The sequence below is a fragment of the Allobosea sp. 10L422 genome, assembly GCF_056395345.1.
On sequence record NZ_JBFTJI010000001.1, the window covers coordinates 597,558 to 609,861 of the forward strand.

A 12,304-nucleotide genomic window follows, 5' to 3' on the forward strand; every position below is an offset into this window, starting at 1 on the left:
GCCATGGCCGCGGCGACGACGACCTTCCGCTGGCGCGAGCCCAGCATCCTGCCCGGCTTCGGGCTGGCGCTCGGCGTCACCGTCACGGCGTTGTCGCTGATCGTGCTGATCCCGCTGGCGGCGCTCTTCCTGAAGGCCGCCAGCGCCGGCCCCGCCGACATCTGGGCGGTCGCGACCTCCCCGCGGACCCTGGCGGCGCTCAAGCTCTCCTTCACGGCGGCGCTGTTCGCGGCGCTGGTCAACGCCGTGTTCGGCCTGATCCTCGCCTGGGTGCTGGTGCGCTACGAATTTCCGGGCCGGCGCCTGATCGATGCCGCGGTCGACCTGCCCTTCGCCCTGCCGACCGCGGTGGCCGGCATCTCGCTGGCGGCCATCTATGCGCCGAACGGCTGGGTCGGGTCGCTGCTGGCGCCGCTGGCCTTCCGCGTCGCCATCCCATTCACCGATCTCTCCTTCGGCTTCGACGGCAAGGTCGCCTATACGCCGCTCGGCGTGATGGTGGCGCTGATCTTCATCGGCCTGCCCTTCGTGGTGCGCACCGTGCAGCCGGTGCTGGAAGAGCTGCAGAGCGATGTCGAGGAGGCCGCGGCGCTGCTCGGCGCCAGCCGCTTCCGGACGATCTTCCGGGTGATCCTGCCGCAGGTGGCACCGGCGCTGCTGACCGGCTTCGTGCTCTCCTTCGCCCGGGCCGTCGGCGAATACGGCTCGGTGATCTTCATCGCCGGCAACGTGCCGATGGTCTCGGAAATCGCGCCGCTCCTGATCGTGATCCGCCTCGAGCAGTTCGACTACGCCGGAGCGGCAGTGGTGGCGATGACGATGCTGCTGATCTCCTTCGCCTTGATCCTCATAGGCAACCTGATCCAGGCCCGCGCCCGCAGGAGGTTCGGCGATGTCTGACGCCACCCTGACCCCGGCCGTCGCGGCGCAGGCACCGCGCAGCCCCGGCCGCGCGCGCGGCGAGAGCCTCGGCGTGCAGATCGCACTGATCGCGATCTCGCTCGCCTTCCTGCTGCTCTTCCTGCTCCTGCCGCTCGTCACCGTCTTCATCGAGGCCGGCGCCAAGGGCTGGGAAGCCTATCGCGCCGCGATCACCGAGCCCGATGCGCTTTCGGCGATCCGGCTGACCCTGCTTGTTGCGGCGATCGCCGTGCCGTTCAACGTCGTGGTCGGCATCGCGGCGGCCTGGGCCATCGCCAAATTCGAGTTCCGCGGCAAGAATCTGCTGATCAGCCTGATCGACCTGCCCTTCTCGGTCTCGCCTGTGATCTCCGGCCTCGTCTTCGTGCTGCTGTTCGGCGCGCAGGGCTATTTCGGGCCGTGGCTGCAGGCCCACGACATCAAGATCGTCTTCGCGCTGCCCGGCCTGATCCTGGCGACGGTATTCGTCACCTTCCCCTTCGTGGCGCGCGAGCTGATCCCGCATATGCAGTCGCTCGGTTCGGCCGATGAGGAGGCGGCGCTGACGCTCGGCGCCTCGCCCTGGCGGGTGTTCTTCGCGGTGACGCTGCCGAACGTGAAGTGGAGCCTGTTCTACGGCGTCCTGCTCTGCAACGCCCGTGCGATGGGCGAATTCGGCGCGGTCGCCGTCGTCTCGGGCAAGATCCGGGGCATGACCAATACGATGCCGCTGCACATCGAAATCCTCTACAATGAGTACATGGGAGCCGCCGCCTTTGCGGTGGCCTCGCTGCTGGCGGGGCTGGCCCTCGTCACCCTCGTGCTCAAGACCCTGCTGGAATGGCGCTACGGCGATGCGATCGCCGCCAGCCGCCGCCACTGACCCCGCGAACGAAGGAGCTGGGCCATGTCGGTCGCCGTCACCATCGAGACCATCGAGAAGCGCTTCGAGAACTTCCCGGCGCTGCGCGGCGTCTCTCTCGATATCCAGCCGGGAGAGCTCGTCGCGCTGCTCGGCCCGTCCGGATCGGGCAAGACCACGCTGCTGCGCCTGATCGCCGGGCTGGAGCAGGCCGATCGCGGCCGCGTCCTCTTCGGCGAGACGGATACGCGCGACCTCTCCCTGCGCGACCGCCGCATCGGCTTCGTCTTCCAGCAATATGCGCTGTTCAAGACGATGAACGTCGCCGAGAACATCGCCTTCGGGTTGAGGTCGCGGCCGCGCCACGAGCGCCCTAGCAACGAAGAAATTCGCAGGCGTGTCAGTGTCTTGCTGGAGCTCGTTCAGTTGCCGGGCCTGGAGAAGCGCTATCCGAGCCAGCTTTCCGGCGGCCAGCGCCAGCGCGTGGCGCTGGCGCGTGCGCTCGCCATCGAGCCGCGGGTGCTGCTGCTCGACGAGCCCTTCGGCGCTCTCGACGCCAAGGTCCGCAAGGACCTGCGCGCCTGGCTGCGGGAGCTGCATGGCCGCACCGGCCACACCACCGTCTTCGTCACGCATGACCAGGAAGAAGCGCTGGAGCTCGCCGACCGGGTCGCCATCCTCAATGACGGGCGCATCGAGCAGGTCGGCTCGGCCGACGACGTCTACGACCACCCGGCGACGCCCTTCATCTGCGAATTCCTCGGCGAGGTGAACAAGCTGCCGGTCAAGGTCGTCGGCAGCCAGGCCTTCTTCGGCGACCGGCCGGTGCTGGGTGGGCTGACGCAGAACCAGGGTGGCCCCGCCTCGCTCTATGTCCGGCCGCAGCATCTGCGTATCGTCGACGAGACGCCGCTGGCGCTGCCCGGCGTGGTCGAGCATCTGCGCCGCAACGGGCCGCTGCGCCGGGCTGAGGTGGCGATCGAGGGGCTGAAGAAGCGCCTCGATGTCGACCTCGCCAGCCAGGTCGCGCCGGCGATCGGCGAGCGGGTCCGCCTGCGCATCACGCACGGCAACCTGTTCGCCGCCGCCTGACCAAGCATTTGTCGACATCGGACGGTGCCGAAAACCGGTTTCCACTTTTCGACCCGATGCCATAGCCTCCCCGACGAATCCCGCCGGCGCTTCGCCGACGGTCCTCGATCCGGACAGGAGATCGCGATGAAAGCACGCGCGAAATGGGTGGAAGGCATGGCCTTCATGGGCGAGGCCGGCAGCGGCCACGCTGTGATGATGGATGGCGCGCCTGAATATGGCGGCCGCAATATCGGCATCCGGCCGATGGAGATGCTGCTGATCGGGCTTGCCGGTTGCACCGGCTTCGACGTCGTCAGCATCCTCAAGAAGGGCCGCGAGGCCGTCACCGGCTGCGAGGTCGAGGTAGAGGCGGAGCGTGCGACCACCGATCCGAAGGTCTTCACCAAGATCCACCTCGCCTACCGCATCACCGGCAAGGGCCTGTCGCACGCCAAGGCGGAGCGCGCCGTCACATTGTCGAAGGAAAAATACTGTTCGGCTTCGATCATGCTCGGGGCGACGGCCGAGATGACCTACAGCCTCGAGGTGATCGACGAGCTGCACAAGGAGGCCGCTGAATGAGCCGGGCTGAATTCGCTGGGCTGATCTCGCCGGAAGCGCTGGCCGCGCGGCTCGGCGACGAGAAGCTCGTCGTCATCGACATCCGCACCGCCGCCGATGGCGGCAGGGACGCCTTCGAGGCCGGCCATATCCCGGGAGCGGTCCATTCCGACTACGCGGCCGATGGCTGGCGGGCGAAGATCGGCAATGCGCCGGGCATGCTGCCCTCGCTCGACAATCTCGCGACGCTCGCGGGGCGGCTCGGTATCGAGCCGCACGACGACGTCGTCATCGTCCCGGCCGGCACAGCCGCGACCGACTTCGCCGCGGCGGCCCGGGTCTACTGGACGCTGAAGTTCATCGGCCACGGCCAGCAGGCGATCCTCGACGGCGGCTTCAAGGGCTGGACCGCCGATCCAGAGCGTCCGGTCGAGCGCGGCCCTTCCACGCCGAAGAGTGCAGGCGCTTATCCAGTCGTGGCGCAGCAGCGCCTGCGCAGCACGACCGACGCCACCCTCGTCGCCTCGCGCAGCAAGCAGGCGAGTCTCGTCGATGCACGCGGGCCGAGCTTCTTCGAAGGGCGCGAGAAGTCGGCCGAAGCGACTCGCGCCGGCCATATCCCCGGCGCGATCCAACGCGACTATGCCGGCGCCTTCGAGCCCGGCAGCGGCAAGCTCAAGGCGCCGGCCGAGTTGGAGAAGCTGTTCTCCGCCGTGCCGCAGGGGCCCGTCGTCTCCTACTGCAACACCGGCCATTCCGCCGCCGCGAACTGGTTCGTGCTGTCGGAGGTTCTCGGCCGCGACGAGGTGGCGCTCTACGACGGCTCGATGACCGACTGGACGCAGGACCCGGAGCGCCCGGTCGCGACCGGCAAGGCGGCCTGAACCGCTTTCGATTGCAAATCAGGCTGAAAAGGTTCAAAGGAAGCGCCGATCGCGCCTGAGGCGCGGCGCTTCCTGACATATTGGACCGAGCCATCAGCCGATGAACGCCGTCGCGCCGAAAATCTCCTTCGTTTCGCTGGGCTGCCCCAAGGCGCTCGTCGATTCCGAGCGGATCATCACCTCGCTGCGCTCGGAGGGCTACGAGCTCTCCAAGAGCCATGCCGGGGCCGACCTCGTCATCGTCAACACCTGCGGCTTCCTCGATTCCGCCAAGGCGGAATCGCTCGAGGCGATCGGTTCGGCCATGGCCGAGAACGGCAAGGTCATCGTCACCGGCTGTATGGGCGCCGAGCCCGAGCAGATCCGCGACGTCTTCCCGAACGTGCTCGCGATCACCGGCCCGCAGGCCTATGAGAGCGTCGTCTCGGCCGTCCATCAGGCGGTGCCGCCGAAGCACGACCCCTTCGTCGATCTCGTGCCCGACCAGGGCATCAAGCTGACCCCGCGACACTACGCCTATCTCAAGATCTCAGAGGGTTGCAACAATCGCTGTACCTTCTGCATCATCCCGAAGCTGCGCGGCGATCTCGTCTCGCGGCCGATCGGCGACGTGCTGCGCGAGGCCGAGAAGCTGGCCAAGGCCGGCGTCAAGGAACTGCTGGTGATCTCGCAGGACACTAGCGCCTACGGGCTCGACATCAAGTACGCGCCCTCAATGTTCAAGGATCGCGAGATCCGCACGCGCTTCTTCGAGCTAGCCCGCGAGCTCGGGCAAATGGGGATGTGGGTGCGCCTGCACTACGTCTATCCCTATCCGCATGTCGACGAGGTCATCCCGCTGATGCAGGAAGGGCTCGTCCTGCCCTATCTCGACATCCCCTTCCAGCACGCCTCGCCGAACGTCCTGAAGGCGATGAAGCGACCGGCCCATCAGGACCGCACGCTCGACCGCATCCGGAAATGGCGCGACATCTGCCCGGACCTCGCCATTCGCTCGACCTTCATCGTCGGCTTCCCCGGCGAGACCGAGGAAGACATGGACATCCTCGTCGACTGGCTCAAGGAAGCGAAGCTGGAGCGCGTCGGCTGCTTCAAATACGAGCCTGTGAAGGGCGCGCCCGCCAACGATCTCGGCCTTGCCCTGGTGCCGGAGGAGGTGAAGGAAGCCCGCTGGCACCGCTTCATGAAGGCGCAGGCGGAGATTTCCGCCCGCATCGTCAAGGCCAGAGTCGGCAAGCGCATCCAGGTCATCATCGACGAGGCCGGACCGACTGTCGCCAAGGGTCGCTCGAAATGGGACGCGCCGGAGATCGACGGCAATGTCTATGTCGCCAGCCGCCGGCCGCTCAGGCCCGGCGACATCGTCACGGTGAAGATCGAGCGCGCCGACGCCTACGACCTGCACGGCATCGCGGTCTAAGACATACCGCTCTCAGTTGAAGGCGCAGAGGCGGCGGATGGTGCGGCCGGTGCGGTCGCGCGCCGTGCCGAGGCTGCTGCAGGCGTCTCCGACCGGGGCCGCATCAACCTGCCCGGACTTCGGCGGCTCGGAGCAGATGCCGCTCGCGCAGCCGGTTGTCTCGGCATAGCGCTGGCGGGCTGCGCCGGGAATGCGGACGCGTCCCTGGTCCGCGCCCTGCAGCATCGCGTCGGTGTGCTTTGCGGATTGCCCGCCGGTTCCTCGGGCCTGCTGCGCCAGCGCGACGCCCGAAAGGGCCAGAATGCCGAAGAGGAAAACGGTGGTCCGAAACTTGGACGACATGAACGCCGGGTCCTGAATGGTCGCCAGCATGCGCTGGCCCCCATTCGTCGCGGCACTTCAGGCGTGGGTTCACGCTCGGTCAAAAAATGCGCCCGGAGGCCCTGGGCGCACGTTGTTTTGGTTTGCGGTCATGCCCGGGCTTGACCCGGGCATCTGGGAAGCCAGTTCTCTCTGGTCACAAGATTCCCGGGTCGAGCCCGGGAATGACGCGAGACGACGCCGATTCCTTCTGGATCAGGGGATCAGCACCGTCGAGCCCGTGGTGCCGCGCGATTCCAGCAGGCGGTGAGCGTCGGCCGCATCCTTCAGCGGGAAGGTCGCGTTGACCGGCACCTTGACCTTGCCGCTCGTCACCGCCTCGAACAGATTCTTCGCCATCGCGATCATGGTTTCGCGTTTCGCGGTGTGCGTGTTCAGCGTCGGGCGGGTGACGTAAAGCGAGCCCTTGGCGGCGAGGATGCCGAGATTGAAGGCCTCCACCGCGCCCGATGCGTTGCCGAAGCTCGCCAGCAGGCCGAAGGGCTTCAGCGTGTCCAGCGACTTCATGAAGGTGTCCTTGCCGACGCCGTCATAGACCACGTCGCAAAGCTTGCCGCCGGTGATCTCCTTCACCCGCGCCGCGAAATCCTCCTCACGATAGTTGATAACGTGGTCGGCGCCGTGGGCCTTGGCGAGCTCGGCCTTTTCCTTCGAGCCGACGGTGCCGATCACGGTCGCGCCGAGCGCCTTGCCCCATTGGCAGAGGATGAGGCCGGTCGCGCCCGCCGCGGCATGGACCAGGATCGTATCGCCCGGCTTCACCTTATAGGTCCGGTGCAGCAGATACTCGGCGGTCAGGCCCTTCAGCATCATGCTGGCGGCCGCCTCATAGGAGATGCCCTCCGGCAGCGCGACGACGGAAGCCGCCGGCACGATGCGCTCCTCGGCATAGGCGCCGAGCGCCGAGACGACCGCGACACGATCCCCAACCTTGAACTCGGTGACGTTCGGGCCGACGGCGAGCACCTCGCCCGCGCTCTCATTGCCGAGCACGAAGGGCAGTTGCGGCGCGGGATAGAGGCCCGAGCGGAAATAGGTGTCGATGAAGTTGAGGCCGATCGCCCGGTTCCGGATCAGGATTTCGCCGGGGCCCGGCTGCGGTAAGGTGATCTCTTCGAACTGAAGAACTTCCGGACCGCCGGTCTTGTGTGCGCGGATGGCTTTGACCATGAAACTCATCTCCCTCGGATGGATGGCCGACCATAGTTCATCACGCGGGAAAGCAGCATCCTTGCCGAACGCAGAACGCACCTTGCGACTTTGCGGACCGTGGCCAAACCGCCGCTCATCGGATAGCGAAGAGCCATGAGCACGCACACTGCCGACCCGGTCGATATCGCCATCGTGGGCGCAGGCGCCGTCGGCCTCGCAGCCGCTTTGGCGCTGAGCCAGGAGGGACGCAGCGTAGCCCTGCTCGGCCCGGTCGCGACGCCGCGCGACGGACGCACCGTCGCCCTGCTCGACGGCTCCTGGCGCCTGCTGGCCGAACTCGGCGTGCGGGATGCCCTGGTCGCCAAGGCCGCTCCGCTCACGGTGATGCGCCTCGTCGACGACAGCGGCAGCCTGTTCCGCCAGCCGCCGGTCGAGTTCCGCGCCTCAGAGATCGGGCTCGAAGCCTTCGGCTGGAACATCGAGAATGCCGACCTGACCACGATCCTGGCCGAGAAGGCCAACGACCTCCCCGGCCTGCGGATGATCCCCGGCTTCGTCCGCGCCATCGAACCGGAGGCCGGCGGAATCCGCCTCTCGGGTGATGATTTTGCCCTGCAGGCCCGGCTCGTGATCGGCGCTGACGGGCGCAACTCGCAGGTGCGCGTCGCAGCGGGCATCGAAAGCCGGGACTGGCGCTATCCGCAGGTGGCGCTGACGGCGATCTTCGAGCACCGCCGCGACCATCGCGAGGTCTCGACCGAATTCCACACGCGCCAGGGGCCCTGCACGCTCGTGCCCCTGCCCGGGCGCCGCTCCTCGCTGGTCTGGCTCGTCGATCCCGAGGAGGCCGACAGCATCGCCGCGCTCGACGATGCGGCCTTCGCCATGCGGGTCGAAAAGCAGGTGCAGTCGCTGCTCGGCGCCATGACGGTGAAAGGCCCGCGCGGCAAGGTGCCGATGGGCGGGCTTTCGGTCGATCGCTTCGGCTCCGGCCGCATGGCGCTGATCGGCGAAGCCGCGCATGTCTTCCCGCCGATCGGCGCGCAGGGGCTCAATCTCGGGCTGCGCGACGTCGCGGCGCTGCGCGATGCGCTCGAAGGCGCCTCGGATCCCGGCAGCGATGCGGTGATCGCGGCCTATGACGCCGCCCGGCAGACCGATGTCCGGCTGCGGACCGGCGCGGTCGACGTGCTCAACCGCACGCTGCTGACCGACTTGCTGCCGGCCGACCTGATGCGCGGCGCGGGGCTGCTGGCACTGTCGCGGATCGGGCCTCTGCGGCGCTTCGTGATGCGGCAGGGGTTAGCGGGCGGCGCAGCCCTTTAATGACCGTCATGCTCGGGCATGACCCGAGCACCTCGTAAAGCAGCGCCGTCCCGTCGCGAGAGGCCGACCGACTAAGCCACCAGGCCTCATCCTGAGGAGCCGCGAAGCGGCGTCTCGAAGGATAGTCCAGGAGGCTCCAGAGACATCTGGAACATCCTTCGAGACGCCGCTTCGCGGCTCCTCAGGATGAGGGGCTGCAATTGTGGCTCAGGCTCTGTCTCGGGGCTGCGCTTCGCCCGAGAATGACGGCGCGGTTGCGTTATTCCTCGTCGAGAACCCTTCGCGTATCGGCACCGCTTGCGGCGACCCTGCGCAACGCCGCCGCCTGCTCCCGAAACACCGGTGCGAGCGGCAACGGCGTCGAGACCAGGCGTCGGCCGCCCGGCTCCTCGACCTGCGCATCGAGCAGGCCGCGGACCGTCATCTGCGGATCGGACACGGCCTCCTCCAGCGTGCGCACCACGGTGCAGCAGCAATCCAACGGCTCGACCACAGCACGCCAGTAGTCGGCGCTTTCCCGCGCGATGATCTCTGCAATCTCCGCGCGGGTCGCCTCCGGATCGCGGCGGTCGTCGCGCAGCCGCTCATCGAGACCGATGCCCTCGCAGAAACTCTGCCAGAATTTGGGCTCAAGCGCCCCGACCGCGAGGAACCAGCCATCGGCGGTTGCGTAGAGCCCGTAGCGCGGGCTCGCCCCGGTCAGGAGACCCTCGCCCCCATCCGGAAACGAGCCGGTCACCTGCCCCTGGGCCAGCCCGTACCAGGCGAAGGTCGGCATGGCATCGGCCATGGCGATGTCGAGATGGCAGCCCTCGCCGCTGCGCTCACGCTGCCTGAGCGCCAGCAGGATGTTGAGCACGGCCGGCATGGTGCCGCCTGCGATATCGGCGACGAGCGGCGGCGGCAGGGGCGGCGCCTCGCCGCGCTTCAGCGACTGGCCGAGCAGGCCGCCGAGCGCCTGGTAGTTGATGTCGTGCCCGGCTTCCTGTGCGCGCGGGCCGTGCTGCCCATAACCGCTGATCGAGCAGTAGATAAGCCGCGGATTATGGGCTTTCAGCGCTTCATAGCCGAAGCCGAGCCGTTCCATCACGCCCGGTCGGAACTGCTCGATCAGAATGTCGGCCTTCGCGATCAGCGGCGTCAGCCGCGCCAGCGCCTCGGGCGCCTTCATGTCGATCTCGACGCTTTCCTTGCCGCGGTTGAGTACCGCGAAGGGCGCCGCCGTCTCGCCGAAGCGTGGCGGGAAGCCGCGCATATCCTCACCGCCCGGCCGCTCGATCTTGATCACGCGCGCCCCGGCCTCGGACAGGAAGAGGCTCGCCAGCGGGCCGGGCAGCAGCGTTGAGAAATCGAGGACCAGCAGATCGTCCAGCGGCAGCATCCGGCACCCTCAGTGGAACAGGTCGGCCGTTATCCTGCCCGTCTTCACCAGCCACAGGAAGCCCGGCAGCGTGATCATCGAAACGATGGTGCCGACGAGGATGCAGGCCGAGGCGCGCTCGACGCCGACACGATACTGGGTCGAGATCACAAAGATGTTCAGAGCCGGCGGCAGCGCCGCCATGATGATCGCGGCGTAGATCCAATGCGTCGGGATGCCGCCGAGCGCCGACAGCAGCACCCAGACCAGGAGCGGGTGCAACAGGAGCTTGATCACGACCAGTCCCGGAACCTCGGCGGGCATCGTCTTCATCGGCCTGAGCGCCACCGTGACGCCGAGCAGGAAGAGCGCGCAGGGCGCCGCAGCCTGGGAGAGCCACAGCACCATCCGGTCGACCGCGACGGGCAGTTCCAGCTTGAAAAAGCTCGCCGCCACGCCGGCCAAAGTCGCGATGTTGAATGGATGCGTCAGCACCCGCCAGATCACCTCGCGCGTGGTGGCCAGCACGCTCTTCTTCTCCACGCCCGCCAGCGCCATCAGGAAAGGCACCAGCGAGAACAGCAGGATGTTGTCGAACACGAAGATCAGGACGACCGGGGCGCTGGCGCTGGGGCCGAGCGCCGCCAGGATCAGCGGCGGGCCCATATAGCCGATATTGGAATAGGCCCCGGCAACGCCCTGCATCACCGCCTGCGGCATGTCGCCCTTATTGTGCTTCAGCCCAAGCGCGAAGGACAGGCAGAATGCGCAGAAGGTCGCCGTGGTCGTGCCGGCGATGAATTTCCAGTTGGCCAGCTCGCTCAGCGGCTTGTCCGCGATCAGCCTATAGAACAGCGGCGGCAGCGCGACATAGATCAGGAAGAACTGCAGCCAGGCGAGCCCCGCCTCCGGCAGCTGCTTGTAGCGGCCGATGGCAAAACCGAGCAGGATCAGCCCGAAGAACGGCGCGACCAGATTGAAGATATTGAGAAGGTCGGCCATCGGCGCATTCGATCCCGGGGCACCCGCCCCGGAACCGAGACGTTGACATCTGCATCTAGAGCATGATGCAGGGCGGGCAAGGTCATTCGAACCGAGGCGATCTTCCCCAGACGCAATGGGAGGATTTTGAACCTAGGCATTAATACCTATAAATCAACATAAGAAAATATACCCATAATCGACGCGTTTCATCGAAAGAACCATGGACGCGGCCTTCATGCTCCTCCACATTCGCTGCATCGCAGCATGGAGCGCCCGATGACGACAAAAACGCCGCGCCAGTTCTTTCGTCCGCTCGCGATCGGCGCGCCGGAACCCTATCGGGAGCTACCGCTCAGGCTCGAGCGCATGATCCATTTCGTGCCGCCGCATCTGGAAAAGGTCCGCGCCAAGATCGGCGAGCTGACGGGCCAGGTCGACATCGTGCTCGGCAATCTGGAGGACGCGATCCCGGTCGACGCCAAGCAGGCCGCCCGCGACGGCTTCATCGCCATGGGCAAGGCGGTCGACTTCGGCAAGACCGGCCTGTGGGCCCGGGTCAATGCGCTGAACTCGCCCTGGTTCCTCGACGATATCACAGCGATCATGGCCGAGATCGGCGGCAAGCTCGACGTGCTGATGGTGCCGAAGGTCGAAGGCCCCTGGGACATCCACTATGTCGATCAGCTCCTCGCGCAGTTCGAGGCGCGCCATGCCCTGCGCAAGCCGATCCTGATCCACGCGATCCTGGAAACGGCTGAGGGCGTGAAAAATGTCGATGCGATCGCGACTGCCTCGCCGCGCATGCACGGCATGAGCCTCGGCCCCGCCGACCTCGCCGCCTCGCGGGCCATGAAGACCACGCGCGTCGGCGGCGGGCACCCGGAATACAAGGTGATCGCGGACCCCTCCCCCGATGGCGGGCCGCGGGCCGTCGCGCAGCAGGATCTCTGGCACTACACGCTCGCCAAGATGGTCGACGCCTGCGCCGCGGCCGGGATCAAGCCGTTCTACGGCCCCTTCGGGGATTTCGCCGATGGCGCTGCCTGCGAAGCGCAATTCCGCAACGCCTTCCTGCTCGGCTGCGCCGGCGCCTGGACGCTGCATCCCTCGCAGATCGACATCGCCAAGCGCGTCTTCAGCCCTGACCCGGCCGAAGTGGCCTTCGCCAATCGCATTCTGGATGCGATGCCGGACGGCTCCGGCGCCGTGATGATCGACGGCAAGATGCAGGACGATGCCACCTGGAAGCAGGCCAAGGTGATCGTCGATCTCGCCCGCCAGGTCGCGGCCCGCGACCCCGATCTCGCAGAGCGCTACGGAATGTGATGGGACAATACGGCGAGGTCGATTGATTTCGACGCATTTACGACGCATTCCTCTCGCAAGGGCGGCGAGAACGT

The 12,304-nt window shown here is 67.0% G+C and carries 12 protein-coding genes; 8 read left to right on the forward strand and 4 right to left on the reverse strand.

Annotated elements, in window-relative coordinates; translation table 11 throughout:
- Positions 1 to 3 precede the first annotated feature (3 nt).
- From cysT to rimO, 6 genes are all read left to right on the forward strand, one after another.
- On the forward strand, positions 4 to 900 hold the full coding sequence (cysT, locus tag AC1DEZ_RS02785; protein ID WP_476778549.1) for a sulfate ABC transporter permease subunit CysT: 897 nt from the start codon (positions 4 to 6) through the stop codon (positions 898 to 900).
- A complete protein-coding gene (cysW, locus tag AC1DEZ_RS02790; protein ID WP_441512586.1) occupies positions 893 to 1,783 on the forward strand; it encodes a sulfate ABC transporter permease subunit CysW in 891 nt (296 codons plus the stop codon). Before cysT ends, cysW begins: the two co-directional genes overlap by 8 nt.
- 24 nt (positions 1,784 to 1,807) lie before the next feature.
- Positions 1,808 to 2,854, forward strand: a complete 1,047-nt coding sequence (locus tag AC1DEZ_RS02795) for a sulfate/molybdate ABC transporter ATP-binding protein (RefSeq protein WP_476778550.1) — start codon at positions 1,808 to 1,810, stop codon at positions 2,852 to 2,854.
- A 126-nt stretch (positions 2,855 to 2,980) separates the two neighbouring features.
- Positions 2,981 to 3,418 carry an OsmC family protein gene (locus AC1DEZ_RS02800; RefSeq protein ID WP_441512588.1) on the forward strand — a complete coding sequence of 146 codons (438 nt, stop codon included), beginning with the start codon at positions 2,981 to 2,983 and terminating at the stop codon, positions 3,416 to 3,418.
- Positions 3,415 to 4,281: a sulfurtransferase gene (locus tag AC1DEZ_RS02805; RefSeq protein WP_476778551.1), complete on the forward strand. Its 867-nt coding sequence runs from the start codon at positions 3,415 to 3,417 to the stop codon at positions 4,279 to 4,281. The genes AC1DEZ_RS02800 and AC1DEZ_RS02805 overlap by 4 nt, the downstream gene beginning before the upstream one ends.
- Before the next feature lie 100 nt (positions 4,282 to 4,381).
- Complete coding sequence (gene rimO / locus AC1DEZ_RS02810; protein ID WP_476778552.1) at positions 4,382 to 5,701, forward strand: 30S ribosomal protein S12 methylthiotransferase RimO; 1,320 nt, start codon at positions 4,382 to 4,384, stop codon at positions 5,699 to 5,701.
- Positions 5,702 to 5,713: 12 nt separating this feature from the next.
- Here rimO and AC1DEZ_RS02815 read toward each other — a convergent pair whose 3' ends face one another.
- Together AC1DEZ_RS02815 and AC1DEZ_RS02820 are read right to left on the reverse strand one after the other, a co-directional pair.
- Positions 5,714 to 6,043 carry a hypothetical protein gene (locus tag AC1DEZ_RS02815; RefSeq protein ID WP_476778553.1) on the reverse strand — a complete coding sequence of 110 codons (330 nt, stop codon included), beginning with the start codon at positions 6,041 to 6,043 and terminating at the stop codon, positions 5,714 to 5,716.
- A 234-nt stretch (positions 6,044 to 6,277) separates the two neighbouring features.
- On the reverse strand, positions 6,278 to 7,252 hold the full coding sequence (locus AC1DEZ_RS02820; RefSeq protein ID WP_476778554.1) for a quinone oxidoreductase family protein: 975 nt from the start codon (positions 7,250 to 7,252) through the stop codon (positions 6,278 to 6,280).
- Positions 7,253 to 7,387: 135 nt separating this feature from the next.
- On the opposite strand from AC1DEZ_RS02820, the gene AC1DEZ_RS02825 reads away from it, so the two are divergent.
- Positions 7,388 to 8,560 carry a UbiH/UbiF family hydroxylase gene (locus AC1DEZ_RS02825; protein ID WP_476778555.1) on the forward strand — a complete coding sequence of 391 codons (1,173 nt, stop codon included), beginning with the start codon at positions 7,388 to 7,390 and terminating at the stop codon, positions 8,558 to 8,560.
- Positions 8,561 to 8,819: 259 nt separating this feature from the next.
- Here AC1DEZ_RS02825 and AC1DEZ_RS02830 read toward each other — a convergent pair whose 3' ends face one another.
- A complete protein-coding gene (locus AC1DEZ_RS02830) occupies positions 8,820 to 9,941 on the reverse strand; it encodes a CaiB/BaiF CoA transferase family protein (protein WP_476778556.1) in 1,122 nt (373 codons plus the stop codon).
- A 9-nt stretch (positions 9,942 to 9,950) separates the two neighbouring features.
- Complete coding sequence (locus AC1DEZ_RS02835) at positions 9,951 to 10,922, reverse strand: AEC family transporter (RefSeq protein ID WP_476778557.1); 972 nt, start codon at positions 10,920 to 10,922, stop codon at positions 9,951 to 9,953.
- Between the two features lie 258 nt (positions 10,923 to 11,180).
- Here AC1DEZ_RS02835 and AC1DEZ_RS02840 point away from each other — a divergent pair, with 258 nt between their 5' ends.
- On the forward strand, positions 11,181 to 12,230 hold the full coding sequence (locus tag AC1DEZ_RS02840) for an HpcH/HpaI aldolase/citrate lyase family protein (protein ID WP_476778558.1): 1,050 nt from the start codon (positions 11,181 to 11,183) through the stop codon (positions 12,228 to 12,230).
- Positions 12,231 to 12,304: the final 74 nt, after the last annotated feature.

Excerpts from the sequence above, each read along its gene's own strand:
- cysW (WP_441512586.1), top strand. The coding sequence starts at position 893 with ATGTCTGACGCCACCCTGACCCCGGCCGTCGCGGCGCAGGCACCGCGC.
- rimO (WP_476778552.1), top strand. The coding sequence starts at position 4,382 with ATGAACGCCGTCGCGCCGAAAATCTCCTTCGTTTCGCTGGGCTGCCCC.
- AC1DEZ_RS02800 (WP_441512588.1), top strand. The coding sequence starts at position 2,981 with ATGAAAGCACGCGCGAAATGGGTGGAAGGCATGGCCTTCATGGGCGAG.
- cysT (WP_476778549.1), top strand. The coding sequence starts at position 4 with ATGGCCGCGGCGACGACGACCTTCCGCTGGCGCGAGCCCAGCATCCTG.
- AC1DEZ_RS02805 (WP_476778551.1), top strand. The coding sequence starts at position 3,415 with ATGAGCCGGGCTGAATTCGCTGGGCTGATCTCGCCGGAAGCGCTGGCC.
- AC1DEZ_RS02835 (WP_476778557.1), bottom strand. The coding sequence starts at position 10,922 with ATGGCCGACCTTCTCAATATCTTCAATCTGGTCGCGCCGTTCTTCGGG.
- AC1DEZ_RS02830 (WP_476778556.1), bottom strand. The coding sequence starts at position 9,941 with ATGCTGCCGCTGGACGATCTGCTGGTCCTCGATTTCTCAACGCTGCTG.
- AC1DEZ_RS02840 (WP_476778558.1), top strand. The coding sequence starts at position 11,181 with ATGACGACAAAAACGCCGCGCCAGTTCTTTCGTCCGCTCGCGATCGGC.
- AC1DEZ_RS02795 (WP_476778550.1), top strand. The coding sequence starts at position 1,808 with ATGTCGGTCGCCGTCACCATCGAGACCATCGAGAAGCGCTTCGAGAAC.
- AC1DEZ_RS02825 (WP_476778555.1), top strand. The coding sequence starts at position 7,388 with ATGAGCACGCACACTGCCGACCCGGTCGATATCGCCATCGTGGGCGCA.
- AC1DEZ_RS02815 (WP_476778553.1), bottom strand. The coding sequence starts at position 6,043 with ATGTCGTCCAAGTTTCGGACCACCGTTTTCCTCTTCGGCATTCTGGCC.
- AC1DEZ_RS02820 (WP_476778554.1), bottom strand. The coding sequence starts at position 7,252 with ATGGTCAAAGCCATCCGCGCACACAAGACCGGCGGTCCGGAAGTTCTT.